The 26,682-nt window shown below is 47.2% G+C and carries 18 protein-coding genes and 1 pseudogene; 16 read left to right on the forward strand and 3 right to left on the reverse strand.

The window, feature by feature from the left end; all coding sequences use genetic code 11:
• From FOT42_RS04195 to FOT42_RS04235, 9 genes and pseudogenes are all read left to right on the forward strand, one after another.
• Positions 1-565: pseudogene (locus FOT42_RS04195) on the forward strand (PIG-L family deacetylase); the annotation flags it as partial.
• Positions 566-1,073: 508 nt separating this feature from the next.
• Positions 1,074-1,397 (forward strand): hypothetical protein, encoded by a 324-nt coding sequence (locus tag FOT42_RS04200; RefSeq protein WP_151889335.1) that lies wholly within the window; start codon positions 1,074-1,076, stop codon positions 1,395-1,397.
• Positions 1,398-2,016: 619 nt separating this feature from the next.
• Positions 2,017-6,180 carry a hybrid sensor histidine kinase/response regulator transcription factor gene (locus tag FOT42_RS04205; RefSeq protein WP_151889336.1) on the forward strand — a complete coding sequence of 1,388 codons (4,164 nt, stop codon included), beginning with the start codon at positions 2,017-2,019 and terminating at the stop codon, positions 6,178-6,180.
• A 616-nt stretch (positions 6,181-6,796) separates the two neighbouring features.
• The gene (locus FOT42_RS04210; protein WP_151889337.1) at positions 6,797-9,955 is read left to right on the forward strand and encodes a SusC/RagA family TonB-linked outer membrane protein; all 3,159 of its coding nucleotides are present in this window, start codon (positions 6,797-6,799) and stop codon (positions 9,953-9,955) included.
• 16 nt (positions 9,956-9,971) lie between these two features.
• On the forward strand, positions 9,972-11,681 hold the full coding sequence (locus tag FOT42_RS04215) for a RagB/SusD family nutrient uptake outer membrane protein (protein ID WP_151889338.1): 1,710 nt from the start codon (positions 9,972-9,974) through the stop codon (positions 11,679-11,681).
• 28 nt (positions 11,682-11,709) lie between these two features.
• A complete protein-coding gene (locus FOT42_RS04220; protein ID WP_151889339.1) occupies positions 11,710-12,513 on the forward strand; it encodes a hypothetical protein in 804 nt (267 codons plus the stop codon).
• Between the two features lie 305 nt (positions 12,514-12,818).
• A complete protein-coding gene (locus FOT42_RS04225; RefSeq protein ID WP_151889340.1) occupies positions 12,819-14,537 on the forward strand; it encodes a GMC oxidoreductase in 1,719 nt (572 codons plus the stop codon).
• Positions 14,537-15,190 (forward strand): gluconate 2-dehydrogenase subunit 3 family protein, encoded by a 654-nt coding sequence (locus FOT42_RS04230; protein WP_151889341.1) that lies wholly within the window; start codon positions 14,537-14,539, stop codon positions 15,188-15,190. The genes FOT42_RS04225 and FOT42_RS04230 overlap by 1 nt, the downstream gene beginning before the upstream one ends.
• Positions 15,191-15,402: 212 nt before the next feature.
• On the forward strand, positions 15,403-18,018 hold the full coding sequence (locus FOT42_RS04235) for a M14 family metallopeptidase (RefSeq protein WP_151889342.1): 2,616 nt from the start codon (positions 15,403-15,405) through the stop codon (positions 18,016-18,018).
• A gap of 69 nt (positions 18,019-18,087) precedes the next feature.
• On the opposite strand, the gene FOT42_RS04240 is transcribed toward FOT42_RS04235, so the two are convergent.
• Both FOT42_RS04240 and FOT42_RS04245 read right to left on the reverse strand, forming a co-directional pair.
• The gene (locus tag FOT42_RS04240) at positions 18,088-18,843 is read right to left on the reverse strand and encodes a sulfite exporter TauE/SafE family protein (RefSeq protein ID WP_151889343.1); all 756 of its coding nucleotides are present in this window, start codon (positions 18,841-18,843) and stop codon (positions 18,088-18,090) included.
• Positions 18,844-19,092: 249 nt separating this feature from the next.
• Positions 19,093-19,683 (reverse strand): riboflavin synthase, encoded by a 591-nt coding sequence (locus FOT42_RS04245; protein ID WP_151889344.1) that lies wholly within the window; start codon positions 19,681-19,683, stop codon positions 19,093-19,095.
• Between the two features lie 58 nt (positions 19,684-19,741).
• On the opposite strand from FOT42_RS04245, the gene pdxA reads away from it, so the two are divergent.
• From pdxA to FOT42_RS04280, 7 genes are all read left to right on the forward strand, one after another.
• Positions 19,742-20,794, forward strand: a complete 1,053-nt coding sequence (pdxA, locus tag FOT42_RS04250) for a 4-hydroxythreonine-4-phosphate dehydrogenase PdxA (protein ID WP_151889345.1) — start codon at positions 19,742-19,744, stop codon at positions 20,792-20,794.
• 109 nt (positions 20,795-20,903) lie between these two features.
• Positions 20,904-21,437, forward strand: a complete 534-nt coding sequence (locus FOT42_RS04255) for a YceD family protein (RefSeq protein WP_151889346.1) — start codon at positions 20,904-20,906, stop codon at positions 21,435-21,437.
• A gap of 7 nt (positions 21,438-21,444) precedes the next feature.
• Complete coding sequence (rpmF, locus tag FOT42_RS04260; RefSeq protein WP_072876398.1) at positions 21,445-21,645, forward strand: 50S ribosomal protein L32; 201 nt, start codon at positions 21,445-21,447, stop codon at positions 21,643-21,645.
• A gap of 174 nt (positions 21,646-21,819) precedes the next feature.
• Entirely contained in the window at positions 21,820-22,815 is a 996-nt protein-coding gene (locus FOT42_RS04265; RefSeq protein WP_151889347.1) for a beta-ketoacyl-ACP synthase III, read from the forward strand.
• Positions 22,816-22,842: 27 nt separating this feature from the next.
• The gene (gene accB, locus FOT42_RS04270) at positions 22,843-23,334 is read left to right on the forward strand and encodes an acetyl-CoA carboxylase biotin carboxyl carrier protein (RefSeq protein ID WP_151889348.1); all 492 of its coding nucleotides are present in this window, start codon (positions 22,843-22,845) and stop codon (positions 23,332-23,334) included.
• An 89-nt stretch (positions 23,335-23,423) separates the two neighbouring features.
• Entirely contained in the window at positions 23,424-24,782 is a 1,359-nt protein-coding gene (gene accC, locus FOT42_RS04275) for an acetyl-CoA carboxylase biotin carboxylase subunit (protein ID WP_151889349.1), read from the forward strand.
• A 36-nt stretch (positions 24,783-24,818) separates the two neighbouring features.
• Complete coding sequence (locus FOT42_RS04280) at positions 24,819-25,937, forward strand: NAD(P)/FAD-dependent oxidoreductase (protein ID WP_151889350.1); 1,119 nt, start codon at positions 24,819-24,821, stop codon at positions 25,935-25,937.
• Between the two features lie 76 nt (positions 25,938-26,013).
• On the opposite strand, the gene FOT42_RS04285 is transcribed toward FOT42_RS04280, so the two are convergent.
• Positions 26,014-26,676, reverse strand: a complete 663-nt coding sequence (locus FOT42_RS04285) for an ABC transporter ATP-binding protein (protein WP_151889351.1) — start codon at positions 26,674-26,676, stop codon at positions 26,014-26,016.
• Positions 26,677-26,682 lie beyond the last annotated feature (6 nt).

Here is a 26,682-nt window from a genome sequence, read left to right on the forward strand (position 1 = left end):
GACCATCCGCAGGAGCGAAAGTTATGGGGCCACCCGATATATGGGTATACCGGACAGTCAGGTGCATTTTTTGGACCTTCCGTTCTATGAGACCGGTACGATCAAGAAGAATCCACTTGTGGAGCAGGACATCCAGATCATGAACGATATCATAGAAAAGATCGAACCACACCAGATTTATGCAGCTGGGGATCTGGCCGACCCCCATGGAACTCACCGTGTATGCTTGGAGGCCCTTTTTGCCTCCTTGGATGCCCTGAAATCAAAATCTTTTATGGAGGAATGTTGGGTTTGGCTCTACCGCGGGGCATGGCACGAGTGGGACACACACGAGATAGAGATGGCCGTCCCGATGAGTCCGGAGCAGGTCTTGAGAAAGCGTAAGGCAATATTTTTTCATCAAACCCAAAAGGATGGAGTTATGTTCCAAGGGGAAGACCTGAGGGAGTTTTGGGTGCGTGCCGAGGACAGGAACAAGGAAACGGCACAACGATACCAATCCCTTGGGTTGGCCAGCTATGCTGCAATGGAGGCTTTTGTACGGTATGATTTCTATAAGAAATAGGGCTATATGATTTTGATTGCGGATAGAGTGGTTCCACCAAATGTGATTGGCTCGGTCATGACTCCAAAGGTGTAAGGATTTTTCAAAAAAGGACCATGGGGGGTGAACCCCATGTTGCTCTCCGATGTTGAAATAGAAACAGTTTTTCAAGAAGTAAAAAAAGATATCCCCCAATGTGTGTCAAAGGTAGAGTTCTTTTGCGCTGGCGGTAATCATGAGGAATCCAAGTCAGGATTGGGGAATTTGTTCCAAAAGCATTTTCCAAAAGCAAAAATTTTTGTTGCCGACGATTTGGAAATGGCCGCGAGGTCTACCCGAGGTTTGCCGGGTGTAGTCTGCATTTTGGGAACAGGTTCCAACAGCTGTTTTTTTGACGGTGTCCAAACCCATAAGCGACTACCAGATCTGGGCTACCACGTGATGGATGAGGGAAGCGGAAATTACTTTGGAAGAGAACTTCTCCGAAGCTATGCTTATAGATATATGCCTGTAGATCTCCGGAAAATTTTTGAAGACCAGTACGATTTACAATACCTTGGTAAAAGAACTCTATCATGGGGACAACCCTAGCCCTTATTTGGCCAACTTTGCCCAATTCATGATACAGCATCAAGACCATCTATTCATGCAAGAGGTGATCAAGGATGGGATTGACAAAGTTTTTGAGCATGTGCTGAGGCCTTACAGGGAAGAAATGGAGTGCTGTCCCATATACTTTGTCGGATCTATTGCCTTTTATTTGCAAGAAGTGATCCAACATGAAGCCCATAAAAAAGGATACAATACGGTCCATTTTATACAAAAGCCCATAGAATATTTGGTCGGGGAATAGATTTGGTCAAACATACTTTTGGTCGAAACATCTGGGTTACTTACATAACGTTGCCATGGAGAGGGGGATTTTAGGCATCTGCAATGGTTTTTTCGCTTACCGGCATGCCGGAATCATAATTGATTTCCGTAAAAGGTTCTTTGATTGCGTTACTAACAACTACCAATCGACTGCCATTGCTGTTTTTTTACTTGTCATCCGAACAATGCCTAAAGGGATTTTCGTTTTGCCATTGGGCTGTTATAATTTCCTTTCTGTGGATACCCCGATCTTTAGGACAAGGTTTTCTACAAAACTTACATGATTATCAAGCTGCTCTCCTAAATGGTTGAATGTGGTCCTCATGGTTAGGAATGAAACATATGGATAAAGTCCGTCAATGACCGGAACAGGGGGTTTGGCAACATTATGTTTAAAATTTTAACATATTATTATTACATTGTGTCTTGTTTTGGCAAATTCCAAATCACACCGTGGTTTTGAAGAGGTTCAGAAGAGGAAGTTAAAATTTTTGGGAACTCAAATCAACGCCTACCGAGAAGTGGCGCGAACCATGCCCAAGATTTTTTCAAATAGGTGAAGAACCAATCCAATATTGTTCCATCAGTACTTGCACCATATGAAGCGAATGCTCTCCTTTTTCTTGGTCGTGTTTTTCATGGATGTGGCATTCCCACAGGACACTTTTGACGATTTCACTTTTGTGAATGTCATGAAAGATGTGTCCAAGGCGGGGATATATACCATTTTGCAGGACAATCAAGGTTTTATTTGGGTGGGAACCAGTGGTTCGGGACTCTATCGATATGATGGCATGGATCATGTTTCCTATAAGAATGACATTAGGGACAAAACCTCTATTAGTAGCAGTCTGGTCATTTGTAGCTATCAAGACGCCAAGGGGCGAATATGGATCGGCACTGATGAAGGATTGGATTTATATGACCGCGAACGGGACCAATTCAAAAGAATCAGGCTTTTCAGTGCCGATGGGACCTCTTCGCAAGTATCTGTCAGCAGTCTCAATGAAGACGACAGAGGAAATATGTTGATTGGCACTTATGGACAAGGGTTGTTGCAAATGGACCCAGCAACACATGTGGTGGAATTCGTTGAAGCAAAAGTGCCCGGTGAGGGCGAGTTGACTATCCATGCCATACAGCGGGACAGCAAAGACAGGGTATACGTGGGAACAGACCACGGGTTGTTGAAACTGGATTTTCACGAAAAGGCACTGATTCCGGTTCAGTTGGGCGTTCAATCAGAAGGAATTGGCATAGGCGGTGTCATCAGATCTATGGTCATTGATGGTGATGACCGTATTTGGGCAGGAACTTTTTCCCAAGGACTCTACCGGGTGAACAGAAACTCAAATGGCTTGCTTTCGGGGGCCGATCATTTTCCCATTTCGCAGAACACATTTCTTTCCATGACCAAGCTCTCCGATGGTAGCCTGCTTTGTGGAACGGAAAACGATGGACTTTTCCACATGGACCCCAATGGATCGGTAAGGAGGCGATATTTGTACAGTAAAGAGGATGAAAAAGGAATTCTGTCCAATTCCATTTGGGCTTTACTGGAAGATAGGGACGGCAAAATTTGGATGGGATATTATAATAAGGGGCTGAGTGTCTATGATCCGTTATTTGACAAGTTTCCCGAATTGGAGAGCCTCTATAACAATCCAAACTCCCTACAGGTAAGTTCCGTCACATCCATAGTGGAAGATTCGTCCGGCAAACTCTTTATAGGTATGGATGGTGGTGGCATTGATATCTATGACCCAGACAAAAACCATTTCACGCATATCAATACCAGGACCCATGGGGCTTATTCGGGGCTGACCAGCGACTACATACAGACGATTTTCTTGGACAGCCATCAGAACCTATGGGCCGGGAGTTGGGACAAAGGACTCTTTTTTCTTAAAAAGGGGTCTACCCATTTCATAAATTACAGTCCAAACAACACCAATGGCATTTTTACGGCGAATACGGTGATGAGTATTGACGAAGGCCCCAATGGTGACATTTGGATTGGCTCCTACCGTAACGGACTCTACACATACCGTCCTGGAACAGGGGATTTTGCGCACCATGGGGATATAGTTGGGCAGAATGGTCCCAACGGGTATTTCATATGGAAGATATTGTTCGATAACGATGGTGATCTTTGGATGGGAACTACCAAAGGACTTTATAGGGTCTACAGATCAAAGAACGGGGGACTTTCAGTGAAAGGTTTGCAGGAAGGTATGCAAAAGGAATACGACAACCCTGTTACGGCCAACCATATCCTTTCCCTCTATCAAACTGAAGATGATATACTCTGGATAGGAACAAAAGGAGCAGGCATTTGTAGATACGATAAAACCTCTGACACTTTTGTCTGGTACAATACCTACAAGGGGCAGAAGCAAGAGAATGTTTGTGGAATTATAGGGGACGATAGGGGAAACATATGGTTGGGGGGAAACTCCGGCATCACCAAAATGGAGCTAGGTACCGGAAAATTTACGGACTATTCCATCAACGATGGACTTCTTTCCAATGATTATAATATGAATTCCACCTTTAGGGACAACAAAGGGTATATCTATTTCGGAGGTTACCAAGGCATTGACTATTTCGACCCAGAAGAGATTATCAAAAACACGGACAGACCTTCACTATATCTAAAGGATCTAAAACTGTTCAATCAAAAGGTCACCCCACTGGAAAAAGGGTCCCCCTTGGCAAGGGTCATATCCGAATCCGACAGCATTGTTCTGAACAACAAGCAATCGGTTTTCACCATTGAGTATGCCGGGATAAGCTACACAAGACCGGAGAAGAACAATTATGCCTATTATCTGGAAGGGTACGAAAAAACATGGAACTATGTGGGCAATGCCAAGAGTGCAACATATACCAACCTGGCCCCTGGCAACTATGTCTTCAAACTGAAAGCCTCAAACAATGATGGTGTTTGGAGCGAATCACCCCTTACATTGGCGATCAAAGTGCTTCCGCCTTGGTGGAAGTCAAGTTGGGCCATCATCTTATATGTCATATTGCTGTTGTCCGCCCTTTACCTGCTTAACTGGTTGACGAACATTAGGATACAGGAAAGACAAATGGTATCCAACGAAAGGGAAAAAAGACTACAGGAAGCAGAACTGAACGAAAGGAAGTTCCAATTTTTCACAAACATATCCCATGAGTTTAGGACACCGCTCACACTTATAGCCAATCCGCTAAAGGATATTCTAAAAGATACAGCTCTGCAACTTCCCGAGGACGTTAGGGAAAAACATAGGACGATATACAGGAATACCAATAGGCTCAGCAGATTGGTGGACGAGCTGTTGGATTTTAGAAAATTGGAGATCAATAAAGTGGAGATAAGGGCATCCAAATTGTGCCTTGGTGACTTTATGGTCAGGGTCACCGACCATTTTAAGGAAGAGGCCCGGTCCAGGGGCATACAAATGGACATCACCACACAATGTCAGGTAATAGAACTTTGGGCAGATTCGGATATGTTGGAGAAGATAGCCTTCAACATCCTTTCCAATGCCTTCAAGGTGACGCCAGATGGGGGATCCATCAATATTGAAATGTATCGGTACGAAGAACCCGTGTTATTGCCATTGGTGGATTCGGTCGTTCCGGTCCAGGCAGTGGAATTCAGCATATCGGATACGGGTCCAGGACTCCATGAAGACCAGTTGGAAAAGATATTCGAACGCTTTTATCAAGTGCAGAATCTCAACAACACCTACTATGGCGGGACCGGAATAGGGTTGGAAGTAGTGGAAAGCTTTGTGAAACTGCACAAGGGTAAAGTGACGGTGGACAGCAGATTGGGAGAGGGAACGACCTTTAGGGTCATTTTGCCCGCAGGGAATGCCCACTTCACCGAACAGGAGATTTTGCAGGATCCTACTATACATAAAGAGGCTATGAACCAATATGACAATGTCCAAACAGCAATTGTGCCATCGGATAAGGTCGGCCAAACGGCTTGCCCCCACACACTGCTCATTGTAGAGGATAATGCAGAGCTCAGAAACTATCTCTTTAAAGAGCTTTCGGCCCACTATAGGACAAGGGTCGCAAAAAATGGCAAAGAAGGGCTTATGTTGGCAAAACAGCTGTTGCCCGATGTTATTCTAACCGATGTGATAATGCCCGAAATGGATGGATATGAGCTTTGTAGACGTATAAAGGGAGATATGCGGACAAGCCATATCCCAGTTTTGATGCTTACTGCAAAATCATTGACGGACGACCATATCCAGGGGATAGAACAAGGTGCTGATGAGTACTTGGTGAAACCTTTTGATATGAGATTGTTGCAAAGCAGGCTTTCACAATTGATCACTACTAGACAGCTTATTTTCAACAAATACTTTGGAGAACTCGGCACAAAGGTTGAATTCGGCCATACGGATCCCGTTGACAAGGAATTTATTGAAAAAATACTCGAACATATCCACGCCAATATTGGAGACCCTCTTCTGGGAGTAGAATCCTTGGCCTCAGAGCTTAAACTCAGTCGAAGCCAGTTATATAGAAAAATCAAGACCCTGTCAGGAATGACGGCCTCGGAGTTCATAAGAAGCGTCCGCCTGAAAGTGGCCAAACAGATTCTTGAAAATGGAGGGGAGACCAACATTGGGGAATTGTCCTATAGGGTCGGGTTTTCCTCACCTTCCTATTTCACCAAATGTTTCAAGCACCATTTTGGGGTCATCCCCACCCAATTGGCCGCTCTGAAAAACAGCCCTGAAATATCATAAGGACCCCCATCCTGCAAATCGATCTTTAAAGGTCACAAGCTTTGATGACCGATATGGATTGAGCATTACTATTTCTTGGGGACATACCTAGCGTTTTACGCCCACATTGTGGTCTAGATCTGGACCTGGCATACAAACGACGGAAATATTCCCTGCCTTCCTTCAACTACTTACTCGATTTTTGACTTCTTTTTTCTGGGGAAGTATGACATATCCTACCAAATGACATTGCTCTAGAGGGTAGTGTGCTGAAAAGTTGAAGAAAAAGCGCTAAAACAAATGTGCCATACCCTATAAAATATGAAGCAAAAAGCATTTTTCTTTTGATTCTGCAACATTTGTGTTGATTGCTGGCTCGATTTTGATATTGAGTAATTATTAAAAAATTAACATTTGTTTGATGAAACGAAAATATTTCTATGAAAAATATTGGGAATACGCAGAAATAGTTCTCGTGGTCGTAATTATTGGTCTTTTTATGTTCCTCATCATGTATGTGCTATAGGAATGTTGAAAGGCCCTTTGGTACTCTGTTGAAATACTAACTAAAATTGCTTACATAATGATAAATCCTAAATTACTAATTATTGTTTTGGTGCTATGTTGTCCGATGTTCATGTGGGCACAGACAGTGACCGTGACAGGTTCCGTTGCTGATACAAATGGCATGCCCATACCGGGAGTGTCCGTATTGGTAAAGGGGACAACGAACGGTACAAGCACTGATTTTGATGGAAAGTTTGCCCTCCAAGGGGTAAAGACTACCGATGAACTATTCTTCTCCTATATAGGAATGGAGGCGCAAACAGTGGCCGTGAATGGCAGGACTGCCATTAACATTGTTCTTGAGGAGTCTTTGGAATCCTTGGAAGAAGTCGTGGTTGTGGGTTACGGGGTGCAAAAAAAGGCCTTGACCACAGGAGCGAACCTAAACGTGCGGGGAGACGATATTGAAGGGCTGAACACCGCAACGGCCATGGAGGCCTTACAAGGCATTGCCCCAGGTGTAAGTGTCACGAGAAACAGTGGACAACCGGGAGCAGGAACCAAAGTGACCATCCGTGGACTCGGGACCATTGGCAACTCCTCCCCACTCTACATTGTGGACGGGGTGGCAGTGGGCAACATCGATTACCTCAGTTCTTCCGACATAGAGTCGATGGATGTGCTCAAGGATGCTGCATCTGCGGCAATCTATGGGTCACGGGCGGCCAACGGAGTTATATTGGTCACCACCAGAAAGGGAAGAAGGGGCCGATCTGCCCATGTGAGGTATGATACATATTATGGTTTCCAAAAAATTTATAAGAACGTTTCCCCTTTAAATGCCCAGGAATACATGTATATCATGGACGAAGGAAGGGTGAACGATGGTCTGGAGCCCAACAATTGGGAGGCAATTCTCCAGAACAATGCATGGCTGGACACCAACTATCCGGGCAATCTGGGAACCCAACTGGGTGTCGATATTTGGGACATGCTCCAAAATGGTTGGCAAGGGACCAACTGGATAAATGAAATGAGCACGAGAAATGCGCCGGTCGCCAACCACACCATCAACGTGACCGGAGGAGGGGAAGACAATACATATGCCTTTGGGATGTCCTATTTTGACCAGACAGGTATCCTTGGGGGCAGCTTGACCAATGCAGGTTTCAAACGACTTACTTTGCGGATGAACACGGAGTTCACCCTTTTCAAGAAGGATGAACGTGACCTGATCACCCTTGGGGAAAACCTCACCTACACCAATAGTGAGAACAGGAGCGTGGCCACGGGGAACATCTATTGGAACGACCTCCACAATGCATTGGTACAAAATCCATTGATGCCGGCCTATTGGGACCAATCCCCCGATCAACATGGGTTTACCCCTACCCTGGACGGCCTTTCCAACAATCAGACAAACCCATTGGCCGTGATGTATTATAGGCACAACTATAGCAATTTGGGCAACCGGAACAATACAGTGGTCGGAAACGTGTATCTGGAGATTGAACCCATCGAAAACCTGAAATTAAGGTCATCGTATGGTATCGATGCATGGTTCGGACATAGTCGTTCTTGGGCACCCACTTATGCCCTTGGGGTACTGTACAGCAATACGAACGACCGGGCCGAACAAAGCCAGTACCTTGGGAATAACTGGACCTGGACCAATACCATTTCTTATGATCGTTCCTTTGGGGACCACCAGGTCAATGCGTTAGTGGGGTATGAGATGTACAAAAACCAGATCAACACCAATGTGGGCGGTTCCAAGGCAAACACCCGTTTCGGTTTTCCCGAATACGCCTATTTGGACAATGTGGACAAGACGGATGTCAACTCAATAGACACTTGGGGCAGGGACAACGCCGCAGGTGGTGGTGGACTGCTCTCCTATATTGCACGTGCACAATACAATTATAAGGAAAGATACCTGCTTTCGGCCACCATGCGTGCCGATGGCTCTTCCAATTTTGCCAAAGGGAACAGATGGGGCTATTTCCCATCCCTCTCGGCAGGATGGATCCTTACAGAAGAGAATTTTCTGTCAGGGGCCAAGGAGGTACTTGACTTTGCCAAGCTAAGGGCCAGCTGGGGACAAAACGGAAACCAGTCCATAGATAATTTTATCTATAGCTCCAACATAGCATACCTGAACCCGGGATATTTTTTCGGGGACACAAAGCCCATTTCCCAGCCAACAGCTGTTCCTGCAAGGGTTACAAATCCCGATGTCACTTGGGAGACATCGGAACAATTAAACTTTGGTGTGGACATGAGGCTGCTCCAGTCTAGGCTCGGACTAACCTTCGATTGGTACAAAAAGACCACCAAGGATTGGTTGGTCGTGGCACCCATTCAAGGCACATCGGGTGCCGGTGCCCCCTATGTGAATGGAGGGGATATCGAGAACACAGGATTGGAAGCAATGCTGTCATGGAACGATTCGGCCAATGATTTTAAATATGGGATCACGCTGAGCGGATCGTACAACAAGAATGAAATCACCAGAATTGCAAATGCCGATGGGATCATACATGGCCCCAGTTCGGTACTGGCCCAGGGAACGGCAGAAGTGTCCAGGGCCGAGGTGGGCAAACCCATAGGCTTTTTCTATGGATACCAGACAGATGGAATCTTGCAGACACAGGAGGAAGTGGATGCTTATGTAAAACCTACCGACGGGACACCATATTTTAGTGATCAGCGTCCAGGAGACGTAAGGTTTGTCGATCAAAACCAAGACGGTATTATTGATGAGGCGGACAAGGTGATGTTGGGCGATCCCAACCCCGATTTCCAGTTGGGCATACAGTTGGACATGGAATACAAGGGCTTTTTCACCAACATTACCATGGCAGGAAAGTTTGGTATGCAAGTGATGCAGTCCTACCGGTCCTTTTCGGATAATTTTGACCAAAACTATACGACCGAAATTTTTGATAGATGGCACGGGGCGGGCACATCCAATAGACTGCCGCGCATGAGTTCGGTGTCCAACAGGAACACCAACTTTATCTCTGACATCTATATGCACGATGCCGATTTCCTCAGGATCAATAACCTTACGGTCGGCTTCAAGTTGGGCAGGTATCTTTCGAATATAGACTACATCTCGGAAATAAGGATATATGGTGCAGTGAACAACCTGTACACCTTCACAAAGTACGACGGAATGGATCCGGATGTATCTTTTGGCCATGATGCCAGCTGGGCATCAGGAATAGACCTAGGGCTTTATCCCCTGCCAAGGACAGTGATGTTCGGGCTTAGTATCGACTTTTAACCATATAAAACACACTATGAAAAAATCAATATACCTTTTGTCCTTGACCATCATGTCTGTTATGATAGGTTGTAGTGAGGACTTTTTGGAGACCGACAACCTGTATGAAAAGAGTCTGGATAACTTTTACCAGACGCCACAAGACATTCAAGAGGCCATGTCAGGGGTCTATAATGCCATGTACACGGGCGGGGTACACAGTGATGAGGCCATAGCGGCCAACCTCCTCTCCGACATGATGTTGGGCGGGGGCGGACCCGATGACAAATCGGCAAAGAACGTAGATCAGTTCCAAGACCCGGAAGAAGATACATATCGAGATCTTTGGATTCAGACCTACAATGGGGTCACTAGGGCGAACGCCATTTTGGAAAAAACAGAGGAAGCCGATTTTTCATCCTATTTTGATACAGCGACAGAAGCAGAGACATTCAAGGCCCAAGCCATAGGGGAAGCATATTTCATGAGGGCCTTCTATTATTTCAGGGCGGCCAAGTTCTTTGGTGGTATGCCATTGATACTTAAGATTGACGACCCTCGCGATGCGCCCAGATCATCTTTTACCGAAACTTTTGCCCAGATTGCCGAAGATCTTGTCGCTGCAATCAACACTATGCCATCAGTTCAGTTCCAGCAAATTCCGACTTCTGAGTACGGGCATGCGAACAAATGGGTTGCCGAGGCATACTTGGCAAGGGCATATCTGTTTTATACAGGATATATGACAAACATCGAGGGGCAGGCCACAGATCAGCTTCCATTGGCCTCGGGAGGCACATTGGGGAGCAGTGAGGTACTCGCCTATTTGGATAACTGTATAGATAACAGTGGTTATGGGTTGGCCTCTGACTTTAGGAACCTTTGGCCTTATTCCTACGTCAACCAAAGTGCTGGAGCCGTAGTATTGCCATGGGCCGATGCGGAAGGACTATCATGGGTGGGCCAGGATGGACACTCACCAACCTTTGGTACTGGAAACTACGAGACCATGTTCATGGTTCGGTATGCCTTCGGAAACTGGGATTGGAGCGAGGGTCAAAAATACAACAACAGAATGCCCCTATTCTTTGGAATTAGGGATAACTCCATGGTGCCTTTCGGGCAAGGCTGGGGTTGGGGCACTGTAAATCCGAAGCTCTGGAACCAATGGGACAACGCCGATCCCCGAAAAGAGGGGTCAATTATCGAATTGGGAAATGCAGATCAAGGAACAGATGGATATGAGGCGGACAAAGGTGACCACGAAACAGGGTATTTTAATAAAAAGTATACTACTGTTCAACATGATGGTGCCGATGGAGTGCGGGGCATGTTCTACTATCTCTATGATATGAACCACGGGGATCCCATGCAGCTCTGGGCGGCCCAGGATTATATATTGATGCGGTTTGCCGATGTGCTCTTGATGCACTCGGAGATATCAGGTACCAATACAGGTCTTAACTTGGTCAGACAAAGGGTGGGCCTAGGGCCCGTAGGATACTCTTTGGATGCCATAAAACAAGAGCGAATGCACGAATTGGCATTCGAAGGACTGAGATGGTTTGACTTGGTACGTTGGGGCGATCTGGAATCGGCCTTCGGAGAGACCATCGATGTTAGGAACTCGGGAATAGACGCAAAATATAGTGTGCAGTACAGACCCGAGACCAAGGGATTGGTTCCTATACCAGAAACTGAGGTCAGGCTTTCCAATGGGGTATATCAACAGAATCCTGGTTGGTAGATTAAAACAATAACTCAATTCAACAGAGATGAAAAAAAATAGAATTACGATCATAATGTTGGCGAGCTTGTACGCAGCCATCGCTCTAATGTCCTGTGAGCCTATAGAGGACAGAAGCTATTTAGAGAACAATACCGATGTGGCAGGAGTGGAACTTGTGGCAACTCAAAGTACACAAGGGGGCAATCAGATTGAACTTCACATGACAACACCAGGTGTTACCGGGTATTGGGACTATAACCTCGGAAGAGCCTATACTGATAGGGTCGAATTCATATACCCTATACCGGGAACGGCAACCTTCACCTTCACAGGGACCTTGGGGGCCGAGTTTTTTTCCAAGACCATAGAAGTACAGATTGATCAATTGGATCATTCCCTAGATCAAGATTGGTACGATCTGGTGGGAGAAGAGACCGCTTTGGGGAAGACCTGGGTGTTTGACGGGGGTCCAGACCCCGATGGGGGAATGTGGTGGTATATGTCACCCAACAATGATCCAGCGTCATGGCAGACCGCTTGGTGGAATGCAGCAGGAGATTGTTGTCCACCCGTTGATGCAGCAGGAAGAATGGTATTTGACTTGGATGGTGCCGCCAATTATACCTATTATTCTGGGCCATCGGCGGATCCAGTGGAAGGAAATTTTGTTTTAAGTGTTATAGACCAGACCTTGACAGTGACAGGGGCCAATATTTTAGGGGCTGAAGCACCTAGGGGAAACCCCAATGGAGTGTACACGATTATTTCCCTGACCGAGGATGAAATGATTCTGTATGTGCCCAACAATGAGGGAGGTACGGGATGGACATGGGTTTTCAGGCCGGAGTAATTTTTCTACACCAACAACCGTAATGACATCCAAAAAGGATGAACAGTTAAAACTTATAAGTAGGGAGTTAGTCGTCAAAACCCTTCCAAACGACTGGTCTGGAAGGGTTTTTAGTTTTAACACCACACACCATAAGGGTTGTTTCAACACTTATATCCCTGTAAATCTCTACTTTAACCAAGGTTTTCATGCATTCTGTTCACCCCATCCCATTTCATTTTTACGGATAAAGGGTTGTTATTCAGCGAAACATAGTCCATGCATTCATAATAATTGGTAAATTGAGCCGACTAAGAATATACTAAATGAGCAAATTTTATTTCAACGAGGAACAGGAATCCTATGATGCCATCGTGGTGGGCACGGGCATCAGTGGCGGTTGGGCAGCCAAGGAACTGTGCGAGAAAGGTCTGAAGACCCTGGTCTTGGAACGTGGCCCTATGAAAAAACACCGCGAGGATTACCCAACGGCCAACTTGGACGCTTGGGACCTTCCGCACCGCGGACAATTGACAAGGGAGCAAAAGGCCAGACAGGAAAAGCAATTACGGACGGGCTATTTGGGCAATTCCGCCCATAACTTTTGGTTCGTGGACGATGTGGACCACCCCTACAACGAAACCAAGCGTTTCGATTGGCAGCGGGGATATCACGTGGGAGGCCGCTCCATTATGTGGGGCCGCCAAAGTTACCGCTGGAGCGACATCGACTTCGGGGCCAACAAAAATGATGGTATCGCCGTGGACTGGCCCGTACGCTATAAAGACATTGCCCCTTGGTATGATAAGGTGGAAAGCTATATCGGTGTTTCCGGTGAAGCCTTGGGATTGCCCCAATTGCCAGATGGCATTTTTGAGCCCATGATGGAGCTCAACTGTGTGGAGCAGCATTTCCGCGAAAAAGTGGCCGAAAATTTTGACGGTCGCGTCGTCACCGCAGGACGTACGGCACACATCAACAGTGATAAAAAATTTGAGGGTGACGGCCGTGTGCGTTGCCAATATAGGAACCGTTGCATCCGAGGGTGTCCCTTTGGGGCCTATTTTAGCAGTTTGTCATCTACCTTGCCCGCAGCGGAGAAAACAGGCAACCTTACCCTAAGGCCGGACAGTATCGTTCACGAGGTCATTTATGACCCCAATACCCAAAAGGCAACAGGGGTCAAGGTCATCGATAGGGAAACAAAAGAAGAGTTCGAGTTCAAGGCCAAGGTCATTTTCCTTTGCGCCTCGGCCATAGCTTCAAGCTCCATTTTGATGCAGTCCCGCTCCGATAGGTTCCCCAACGGTCTTGGAAATGACTCGGACCAATTGGGAAGAAACATCATGGACCACCACCTCGGCGTCGGGGCCAGTGGCAAGTTCGATGGCTATGAGGACAAATACTATAAAGGAAGAAAGCCGAACGGCATCTATATCCCAAGGTTCAGGAATTTGGGCGAAGGAACCAATTCCGACAAGTTCATCCGTGGTTATGGATACCAAGGAGGAGCCGGAAGAGGCAACTGGGAACAGACCGTAGCAGAACTTTCCCACGGAAAGGAATATAAGGACGCCATGCTGAATGCCGGTGGATGGACCTTTGGAATGGGAGGTTTCGGTGAGGTACTTCCGTATGAGGACAACCGAATGACCCTTGATTATGACAAAAAGGATCAATGGGGGCTTCCCACCGTCACTTTTGATGCCGAATTTAGGGACAACGAATGGAAGATGCGGGAAGACATGAAAGAACAGGCCGTTCAAATGCTTACCAAAGCAGGTTTGAGGGATGTTCAACCGTTTGACAACCCAGGGGCCCTCGGTCTCGGGATTCACGAAATGGGCACGGCGCGTATGGGACTGGACCCAAAGACCTCTGTGGTCAATGGCTACAATCAAGTACACACCTGTAAGAACGTGTTTGTGACCGATGGCGCCTTTATGGCCTCGGCCAGTTGTGTAAACCCTTCGCTCACCTACATGGCATTCACTGCAAGGGCCGCCGACCATGCCGCCCAAGAACTTAAAAAAGGAAACATATAATGGAAAGAAGATCAGCACTCAAGAACATGGGGATGGCCTTCGGCTACGCCGTGGCAACCCCTACACTGTTAAGCCTGCTCCAAAGCTGCAAGGACAAGCCATCCTATGCCGAATGGGTACCCAGCTTCCTGAGCAAGGAACAAGGACAGGCCTTGGCCCTGACCCTGGACGTGATCCTTCCCAAGACCGATACACCATCGGCCACAGAGGTGAACGTGCACACCTTTATCGACTCCTACATGGATGAGGTGATGCCCTTGGAACAAAGGGATTTCACCATGATGAAGATGGGGAAGTTCTACGATAAGATTTTGGAAAGCTCTGGAAAGGACAACTTGGCGGACCTGGAGGCGGAAGATATCGATTCCGTGTTGACGACCTATCTTCGGAAGCGCACCGACGAAGAAGAGGATGCGCACAGGGAGGCCGTGATGAACTATTTTCAGACCATACAACAAGGGGGCGAGACCACTCTGGATTCGGAAGTGGCGTGCTATACATTTGCCAACGAACTCAGGGATTTGGCCATATGGGCCTACAAGTCTTCCGAGATGGTCGGAGAAGAAGTACTGGCCTACTTGCCCATACCCGGGGAGTATGTTCCCTGTGGAGATTTGCAGGAACTCACAGGCGGAAAGGCTTGGTCCGAATAGATTCGGCTATACAATAGTAAAAGGGCCTCCTATTTGGGAGGCCCTTTGCGTTTAGCCCATAAAGAAAAAAGGCAGTCATGGAATAACTGATTTTTAGTGGTGAGTCGTACATCAACCCAAAAAGCGCAATAGTATGGATAATTCAATCCACATTCGCTTAATTTCCTCCCTACAAATCCTTAATTTTCAACAAAATTCAAACTAATTCAAAAATGATTTCAAAAACCAAGGCACCAAAAGCACTGCTGGCCGCAGTACTTTTATTGGCCTGCGCTTCTTTGGCCGAGGCGCAGAAAGTCCCATCCCCCAAAGATGTATATGGATTTAGGGTGGGAGACGATTACAAACTGGCGGATTATGCCCAGATTGAAGATTACCTGACCCAATTGGACAATGCATCCAACCGCATCAAAAAAATTGAGATAGGCGAAACCGTTTTGGGCCGAAAAATGTACCTGTTGTTCATTTCCTCGGAGAAAAACCTGGCACAACTGGACAAATGGAAGGACATCGGCGCCAAGTTGGCCAGGGCATCGGTGAGCGACCAAGAGGCCGCAAAACTTTCCCAGGAAGGAAAGGCCATTGTTTGGATCGATGGGGGAATGCACTCCACCGAACTCGCACATGGGCAGATGACCTCCGAGCTGGCCTACACCTTGGCCACTTCCGAAACCGCGGAAATGAAGAACATCCGCGAAAACGTCATCACCCTGCTCATGCCCGTAATGAACCCTGATGGATTGGACATTGTGGTGGACTGGTACCGAAAGAACATGGGCACACCCTATGAAACTTCCCGCCCCCCGATACTGTACCATTACTATATGGGCCACGACAACAACCGGGACTGGTTCATGAACAACATGCCGGAAACGTACAATGTCACCAAAATTCTCTACAACGAATGGTACCCACAGATTGTGTACAACCACCACCAATCTTCCCCGGCCTGGACCAAGATTTCCCTTCCGCCCTACGCCGATCCGGTAAACCCCAAGATACATCCGGCGGTCACTGCCGCGGTGAGTGAGGTGGGCTCGGCCATGACCAAGCGTTTTTCATTGGAAAACATGCCTGGGGCCATTGCGGATAACTTCTATACCATGTTCTGGAATGGCGGCGGACGCACCGTTCCCTATTACCACAATATGATAGGCATCCTTACCGAAACAGGCCATACCACACCAACCCCAAGGTTTTATGATCCCGAAAAATTGCCCAAGACCGTTGCCGGAGGAACTCCCACGGACGGGACGGATATTATGTACCCAGACCCATGGAAAGGAGGCGAGTCGCACTTCAGGGATGCTGTGGACTATATGTTGACGGCCACTTGGGCCACATTGGACCTGGCTGCGGACCGAAAGGAGAACTACCTGCACAACATCTATAAAATGGGGAAATCGGCCATTGAAAAAGGCAGGACCGAAGGCCCTTTTGCCTATATCATTGACAAAAACCAATGGGATTCCTTTGAGGCCGTGAATTTGGTAAACGTACTTCTACGTGGAGGCATTGAGGTGGAACAGGCCACAAAAGACTTTACCGTGAACGGCAAAAAATATGAAAAGGGCACCTATGTGATCTATGCAGGCCAAGCCTTCAGGCCGTACCTTCTGGACCTGATGGAAAAGCAGGACTACCCCACACGTTTCCAATATCCTGGAGGTCCGCCGGATACCCCATACGATTTGGCCGGATGGACCTTGCCCATGCAGATGGGAATCGATGTGGACAAGATCAAGGAAGCCTTCAAGGCCCCCACGGAAAAGGTTTCCACCCCACAGGTGAGCTACTATGAAGGAAGTATTGCCAAAAATGGCTCCTTCGGATATGCCCTTAGCGTGAATACCAATGCCTCGGTGGCCGCCACCAACAAAATTTTGAAATCAGGTGGAACGGCCTTCAAGGCCATGACCGAGTTCAAGGCAGGGAAATCAACTTTTCCAGCAGGATCTTTTGTCGTTTCTGGGGACGAAGCCCTAGTGGAGTCCCTTTCCAAAGAATATGGCTTGGAATTTACCGGATTGGCCGCCAAACCAGAAGTCCAATTGACCAAGATCCATCTGCCCAAAGTGGGGCTCTACAAATCGTGGGTGTCCAATATGGATGAAGGGTGGACCCGTTTTGTGATGGATGAGTACGCCTTTGACATGGACACCTTACACGATGTGGACATCAAAACCATGGATCTGTCCAAATATGACGCGATCATTTTACCCTCCCAACGATCCAAATCCATACTCCATGGGAACAGTGTTTTGGACATGCCGGAAAAATTTACCGGGGGAATAGGCTTGGATGGCTCCATGGCCCTGAGCAAGTATGTGAAGGATGGGGGCACCTTGATCGCTTTTGACGAGGCCAGTGATTTTGTCATCGAGCAGTTCGGACTGCCACTGCGCGATGCCACGGAAGGAGCGGACAGCAAGGACTTCTTCATTCCGGGATCGCTTATCAAAACAGGGGTAGACACCTCGCATCCCATTGCTTTTGGCATGAAGGACACTGTTGCCGTTTCTTTTAATAGGAGTAGGGCATTCACGATAGACAAGCAAAGCAAGACCGGTGAGGGAGGAAAAGAGGACATCAAAGATGCCCCGGCCCCCGAAGTAGAGGTGATTGCCACCTATGCCTCCAAGGACCTGCTCATGAGCGGATGGGCTTTGGGGGAGCAAAGGTACATTGCGAAAAAGCCAGCCTTGGTGAAGACCAAATATGGCAAGGGCTCTTGTGTCCTTTTTGCCTTCAGGCCACAGTTCAGGGCACAGCCCAGAGGCACGTACAAGCTCATTTTCAATGCGATTTATGAAGGTGCTTCGGAATAAGGAGAACCTTCTTTGAGTACAAAAGCCCCATCCATTTGGATGGGGCTTTTTATACTTGAAAGTTTTTTCTTATCTAAAAAGAATCGCCACAGCCCCAATGGCCGTCACGATCAGAATAAAACGCTTGTAATTTTTTTCATTGATTTTTTTCACCAGGAAAACACCTAGAAAAAGCCCAACAAAAATGGCGGGGAGCAATTTTAGGTTGATCAACAGGCTTTCCGCGGAAATGGTCTTCCATACAAAAATATGAAAGGGCAGCTTGAACACGTTGGTGATAAAAAACAGCCAGGCCGCAGTGCCCACAAATTCGTTCTTGGGCAGTCGCATTGCCAAAAAGAAAATATTGGTGAAGGCCCCAGCGAGATTTCCGATCATGGTGCAAATACCCGCCAAGATTCCCATGGAACCTGCAAACGCCCAGTGGGAGGGTACCCTTTCAGATTTTCGCCTGTCCCACCACAACAATAGGCCCAAACTGAGAAAAATGACCACCACCATGCCCCACTTGAACTCCCATTCGGGCAGGTCTTTCCCGATAAGCACCCCGATGAGGATGCCCGCAATCATCCAAGGGATAAACTTTAGAATGTATTTCCATTGGGTGTGCCTGTTGTAATAGACCACGGCAAAAATATCGCCCACAATGAGCAAGGGAATAAAAAGACCCGTGGACGCCCTAGATCCAAAAGCGAGTGCCATCAGTGTCACATTGAAGATGGACATGCCCTTGAGCCCCGCCTTGGAAATGCCCATTAGAAAAACGGCAGTAGTGGCCATGACCCAAGCAGCCACGGAAATTTCGGTGAAAGCGGAGAGAAACATGCAGATTTTTTACTCGTTCACAAAAGTAACCCAAAAAAACGACCCCACAACTCGGGGTGTCTTAGGTCAAAACCATCAGTTCTAGCCTAGGACCTGTTCTCGATACCTGCCTACCGCAGGCAGGCAAAATTCCGCTGGAATTTCACACGAACTGACCTATTCCAATTAGAATGAACAACAAGTTATCTGAAATTCTATCTGATCAACCTATGGGAATAATAGGTTCTGGGATCGGGAAAATAACCCAGATCAATTTCGAAGTTCCAGAAGCCTCGCCACATATTTGCCCACCACATCAAACTCCAGGTTCACTGTGGTGCCTACTTTGTAGGTATGGAACCGGGTATGCTCATACGTGTAGGGAATGATGGCCACGCTGAAACGGTCTTTTTGGGAATCCACCACGGTAAGGCTCACTCCATCCACGGTTATTGACCCTTTTTCAATGGTGACGTTGTTCAATTTGGAATCGTATTCAAAGGTGAAGATCCAACTGCCGTCTTTCTGCTCAATGGAAGTGCACACAGCGGTCTGGTCCACATGGCCCTGGACGATATGGCCATCCAATCGGGCACCGAGCACCATGGCGCGTTCCAAGTTCACCTCATTTTCCAAGGTAAGTTCCTCAAGATTGGTCTTGTTCAGGGTCTCCTCTATGGCCGTCACGGTATATTGGTCGTTGTTAAGGGAAACCACGGTCAAGCACACCCCGTTATGGGATACGCTCTGGTCTATTTTCAGTTCCGATGTAATATCCGAAGAAATGGTGAGGTGCAGATTGCCCCCTTCTTTTTCAAGCTTTTCAACTTTCCCCAAAGTCTCTATGATCCCTGTGAACATGTGTCTTATTAATTGACTAGTTTTGTAATGCAAAAGTAGCCATAACGGCAATGATTTTATGGAAGAAAGTCAAAAAATACGGTTGGGGATCTCCATTGGGGACATCAACGGAATTGGGTGCGAAGTGGTGTTGAAAACCTTTGAGGATGCAAGGATGTTGGATTTTTGTACCCCGGTCATTTTCGCATCCAACAAGACCATAACCCAGCAAAAGAACGATTTAGGGATTGACCTGACCTTCAATGGGGTAAGGGATGCCTCCCAAGCCGTTGAGGGTAAGATCAATATCGTGAGCGTGTGGAAGGAAGTTCCCCAAATTGAATATGGCCAGGCCACCAAGGAAGGGGGTGCCTATGCCATTCAATCGCTGAAGGCGGCTGTGCAGGCACTCAAAGAAGGCACCATAGATGTTTTGGTGACGGCCCCGATCAACAAGAACAACATACAGGCCGAGGACTTTAAGTTTCCCGGCCACACTGATTTTCTGGCCCAAGAGCTCAAGGGAGAAAGCCTGATGTTCATGGTGGCCGATTCTTTGCGCGTAGGCTTATTGACAGATCACATTGCGGTGAAGGATGTGGCACAGGCCATAACCCCAAAATTGATCCGCAACAAAGTGGTGACCATGGAAAAATCCCTAAAGATGGACTTTGGCATCCGGAGGCCAAAGATCGCGCTGCTGGGCATCAACCCGCACAGTGGCGATAATGGCACGATTGGCGAAGAGGACGATAAAATCCTGAAACCGACCATCCAAGAACTGTTCAACAAGGGTACACTGGTCTATGGGCCCTACTCGGCCGATAGTTTCTTTGGGTCCAACACCCATAAGAACTTTGATGCGATCTTGGCCGCGTACCACGATCAAGGGTTGATTCCTTTCAAGACCCTTTCCTTTGGAAAAGGAGTGAATTACACAGCTGGACTTGACAAGGTGCGCACCTCGCCGGACCACGGGACCGCCTATGAAATTGCAGGAAAAGGACAGGCGGACGAGAGCTCGTTCAAGGAGGCCGTGTTCACCGCGATACAGGTATTCAGGAACAGGACCGAGTATCTGGAATTGACCAAAAACCCATTGCAAAAGCAAAAGACACGACGGGCAAGCTAAAAAGTTGGCCCTGAAGTGATATTTGTTTGCTGTGGAATTGCAGTTTTGCAAATAAGTAGTATCTTTGCACCCGCCTTTAGAGGCTGGTACACAAACCTTAAGTGTAGAAATGATGAAGCTGAAAGAGTTTAATATCCCTTTTTCAGGTCTGAAGCTGGGAAAACATGAATTTGTGTACGAGATTGAAAATGCGTTCTTTGAATCTTTTGACTACCAAGAGTTTAACGGAGCTTCAATCCAGGTAAAGGCCATCTTGGAAAAGATGGGCACCATGATGGAGCTGAAGATCAAGGCCAAGGGAACGGTGAATGTGGATTGCGACCTGACGGGAGAGCCCTATGACCAGCCCATCAGCTCAGATTTGCAGCTCGTTGTCAAGTTTGGGGAAGAATACAATGATGAGGACGATGAGATCCTGATCATACCCCACGGAGAGCACCAATTCAACATTGCACAATATATATATGAAATGTTGGTGTTGGCCGTTCCTCAAAAAAGGGTACACCCCGGTATTGCGGACGGAACGTTGAAGTCGGATATCTTGGAAAAGCTCGAAGAGCTGCAGCCAAAAGAAAAAAAGAAACCAACGGACAAAACAGATCCCAGATGGGACGATTTAAAAAAGTTACTAACGGACAAATAGGTTTATAATGGCACATCCTAAAAGAAAAACATCGAAGACCAGAAGGGACAAAAGAAGGACCCACTACAAAGCAGTGGCACCCACCATCGCCAAAGATTCTGTAACAGGTGAAATGCACCTCTACCACAGAGCTCATTGGCATGAGGGCAAATTGTACTACAGAGGTCAGGTATTGATCGACAAAACAGAGGAAGAAACTGCGGCCTAACCGTAAACTCCACTACATAAACCAACTCCCGTTACAAGACAGCGGGAGTTTTTTTATGGGTCACTGTTAAATCCAAAAACGGGGCATTTTTGGCGGGAAAGTCATATAAAATGACTAATTTTCACCGCTTTTGGGTCAAATACCATTGTTTTTGACAAAAAAAGAGAGGCTAAAATGAAAAAAACAACAGCAGCGATCACAGCTGTAGGAGGATATGTTCCAGACTTCGTTCTTTCCAATAAAGTGTTGGAAACCATGGTAGATACCAACGATGAGTGGATCACTACGAGAACAGGAATCAAAGAGCGTAGAATCTTAAAAGAGGAGAATGCGGGCACCTCGTTCATGGCCATCAAGGCCGCGGAAGATCTGCTCCAAAAAAGGGGGATAGATGCGTCCGAGATTGATTTTGTACTGGTGGCAACGGCAACTCCCGATCTTCCGGTCGCGTCCACGGCAGCATATGTGGCCTCGGAGATAGGAGCGGTAAACGCTTTCGCCTACGACCTGCAAGCGGCCTGCTCCAGTTTTTTGTACGGAATGTCAACAGCGGCCAGTTATATCGAGTCCGGCAGGTATAAAAAAGTATTGGTGATCGGGGCGGACAAAATGTCCTCCATCATTGATTATACGGACCGTACCACCTGTATTATTTTTGGGGACGGTGCGGGCGCAGCACTTTTTGAACCCAATGAGGAAGGTCTCGGCCTTCAGGACGAATACCTTCGCTCAGATGGTATCGGACGACAGTTTTTGAAGATAGACGCAGGCGGCTCCATATTGCCCGCTTCCGAAGAGACCGTGAAGAACAAACAACATTATGTGTACCAGGACGGCAAGTCCGTTTTCAAGTTTGCCGTTTCCAATATGGCCGATGTTTCCGCATTGATCATGGAGCGCAACAACCTTACCCACGAAGATGTGCAATGGTTGGTACCGCACCAGGCCAATAAAAGGATCATCGATGCCACCGCCAATAGGATGGGTGTGGAGCCCGGTAAGGTCATGATCAACATTGACCGATATGGAAACACGACATCGGCCACACTGCCCTTGTTGTTGTATGACTACGAAAAGCAATTGAAAAAAGGGGACAACCTTATTTTTGCTGCTTTCGGGGGAGGGTTCACTTGGGGATCCATTTATTTGAAATGGGCCTATAATTCATAAATCACGCAACTAACAAATTCATATTCGATGGACATTAAGGAAATTCAGAATTTAATCAAGTTTGTGGCCAAATCGGGTGCCAGTGAGGTAAAGTTGGAAATGGAGGATTTTAAGATCACCATTCGCACCGGAGGAGACTCAAATCATCCCGAAACCACCATTGTACAGCAAATTCCAATGGCCCAGGCCCCGGCAGCAGCCCCAGTGGCCACAGCTCCTGCAGCAAGCGCTCCCGCAGCCCCCGCTTCGGAAGCCACACCCAAGACGGAAGATTCAAAATACATTACCATAAAATCCCCCATCATTGGGACCTTCTACAGAAAACCTTCCCCGGACAAACCTGCTTTTGTTGAGGTAGGTACATCCATTAAAAAGGGAGACGTGCTTTGTGTGATCGAGGCCATGAAACTTTTCAACGATATCGAATCCGAGGTTTCCGGTAAGATTGTCAAAATATTGGTAGATGATTCTTCCCCAGTGGAGTTCGATCAACCATTGTTCCTAGTGGACCCATCATAGATAGTTTTAAATGCTAAATTTTAATTGACTAATTGTTAGTTATTTAAAACCATTTAAAATTTAGAATCCAGAATTTAAAATTGTATTCTATGTTCAAGAAAATATTGATTGCAAACAGGGGGGAAATAGCACTGCGGATCATTCGTACCTGCAAGGAAATGGGGATCAAGACCGTGGCGGTATATTCCAAGGCCGATGAGGAGAGCCTCCACGTGCGCTTTGCGGATGAGGCCGTATGCATCGGTCCCGCGCCAAGTAGCGAGTCCTATTTGAAGATCCCCAACATTATAGCTGCAGCGGAAATCACCAATGCAGATGCCATCCACCCCGGATATGGCTTCCTTTCCGAAAACTCCAAGTTTTCCAAGATCTGTGCCGAGCACGATATCAAGTTCATTGGGGCATCAGGGGAGCAGATAGACAAAATGGGCGACAAGGCCACGGCCAAGGAAACCATGAAGAAAGCCGGTGTACCTACCGTTCCAGGTTCCCAAGGCCTGTTGAAAGATGTGGACCATGCCAAGAAGGAGGCCAAAAAAATGGGTTACCCTGTAATGATCAAGGCCACTGCAGGTGGTGGGGGAAAAGGAATGCGCGCCATTTGGTCCGAAGAAGAAATAGAGAAAAACTTTGAGAGTGCCGTGAAAGAAGCCACTGCTGCCTTTGGCAACGGGGGCATGTACATGGAAAAACTCATCGAAGAGCCCAGACACATCGAGATACAAGTGGTGGGAGACCAGTACGGAAAAGCATGTCACTTGTCCGAAAGGGACTGTTCCGTGCAGCGTAGGCACCAAAAATTGACCGAGGAGACCCCTTCGCCCTTTATGACCGATTCCCTAAGGGAAGAAATGGGAAAAGCAGCGGTAAAGGCTGCGGAATACATCAAATATGAAGGTGCGGGAACCATTGAGTTCTTGGTGGACAAACACCGGAACTTCTACTTTATGGAGATGAACACCCGTATCCAAGTGGAGCACCCGATCACAGAGCAAGTTGTGGACTATGATTTGATCCGAGAGCAGATTTTGGTAGCGGGAGGTGTGCCGATTTCAGGAAAAAACTACTATCCAAAATTGCATTCCATCGAGTGTAGGATCAATGCGGAGGACCCCTATAACGACTTTAGGCCATCCCCGGGAAAAATCACGACCCTACACACTCCAGGTGGGCATGGGGTACGTTTGGACACCCACGTGTATAGCGGTTATATGATTCCGCCCAACTACGATTCCATGATCGCCAAGTTGATTACCACGGCCCAAACAAGGGAAGAGGCCATCAACAAGATGCGCAGGGCCCTGGACGAGTTTGTGATAGAAGGGATAAAGACCACGATTCCGTTCCATCGCCAGTTGATGGACCATCCGGATTATTTGGCGGGTAATTACACCACCAAATTCATGGAAGGGTTCAAGATGGATCCAAAATATCAAGACAATCATTAATAATACAAGCCCCGATCTGATCGGGGTTTTTATTTTATGCAACTCAGCTATTGGGAATATAAATCATGGTTCTCCAATGTGGATTTCACCATCATTGGTAGTGGCATTGTCGGCCTGAGCTGTGCCATTCAGCTTAAGGAAAGGTATCCCAAGAGCAAGATTTTGGTGTTGGAAAAGGGCAGTTTGCCCCAAGGGGCAAGTACCAAAAATGCAGGGTTTGCCTGTTTCGGGAGCATTTCCGAAGTATTGTCCGACCTGAGGTCACATTCCAAGGAAGAGGTGGTGAACCTCGTACAGAAACGCTGGGAGGGCATTCATAACCTTCGGCAACTTTTGGGAGATAAGACCATCGGTTTCGAGCAAAGGGGAGGGCATGAACTTTTTGCGGAAAACAATCCTGAACTCTACGAAAACTGTTTGGAACAAATGGAGCATTTGAACCGACTGCTCCAACCCGTTTTTGGGAAAAACCCGTTTGTGGTCACTGGGAATATCTTTGGATTTGGGCATATTCGCGAAAAATATATCACCCATCAATTTGAGGGACAATTGGATACGGGCAAGATGATGCATGCGCTCATCCAAAAGTGTTTGTCCAAAGGGGTTCCCATTTTAAATGGGATACAAGTGGAGGAGTTGTTGGAACAGGGCAATGGAGCCACTCTTGTAACCCCCGATTTTCAGTTCACGACCAGAAAGGTTTTTGTGGCCACCAATGGTTTTGCTTCCAAATTGTTGAAGACCGAAACCGTAAGGCCGGCACGTGCCCAAGTTTTGATCACGGAACCCATCAAAGATCTAAAGATCAAGGGTACGTTCCATTTTGAGGAGGGGTACTACTACTTTAGGAACATTGATGATCGGATTCTTTTTGGTGGGGGCCGCAACCTCGATTTCAAAACGGAAGAAACCATGGAATTTGGACAGACCCAGACCATACAGGCCAAACTGGAGGAATTGCTCCACAACATCATTTTGCCCCATCAGCCGGTAAAAATAGACCGCAGATGGAGCGGTATCATGGGCGTGGGCGCGCAAAAGACCCCGATGGTCACACAAGTTTCCAATTCGGTTTTCTGCGGGGTGCGTCTCGGCGGAATGGGTGTGGCCCTGGGCAGTTTGGTGGGCAAGGAATTGGCCGAACTAGCAGACTAAAGTAGCAAGTACAAGTATCAAGTTCAAAAGCAAGAGAAATTCCTTGAACTTGATACTTGGGCTTGAACTTTTTTAATCAAATCATCCTTCCATCCAAAAGATTGATGACCCTACTGCCATATTCCGCATTTTTCTCCGAGTGCGTTACTTGGATGATGGTCACCCCGTCATCGTTCAGTTGCTTGAAGATGTCCATAATCTCCTCTCCTTGTTTGGAGTTGAGGTTGCCGGTCGGTTCGTCGGCCAAGATCAATTTTGGATTGGAAATGAGTGCCCGTGCAATCCCCACCAATTGTTGTTGACCACCACTCAATTGTGAGGGGAAAAGATCTTTTTTGCCCACGATGCTGAAACGGTCCAACATATCGGCTACCATGGCCTTTCGTTCCGAACCCTTGAAATTTTTGTAGATGAGGGGCATTTCAAGGTTTTCCTTCACCGTAAGCTCATCCAACAGGTGATAGGACTGGAACACAAATCCAATGTATTCCTTGTACAGGTTGGCCCTGTGCTTTTCTTTGAGTGTATGGACAGACTCGTCCAAAAAGTGGTATTCGCCCTCATCAAAGCCATCCAGCATCCCGATGACGTTGAGCAAAGTGGATTTTCCGGAACCCGAAGGGCCCATGATGGAGATGAATTCCCCTTCCTCTACCTCGAGGTTGATGTCCTTCAATAAAAAAATACGTTGGCCACCGGAGTTGACCCATTTGAACAAGTTGTTGAGTTGTAAAAGCATAGTATG

Source organism: Flagellimonas hadalis, assembly GCF_007785775.2.
In the GTDB taxonomy this organism is placed as follows: Bacteria; Bacteroidota; Bacteroidia; order Flavobacteriales; family Flavobacteriaceae; genus Flagellimonas; species Flagellimonas hadalis.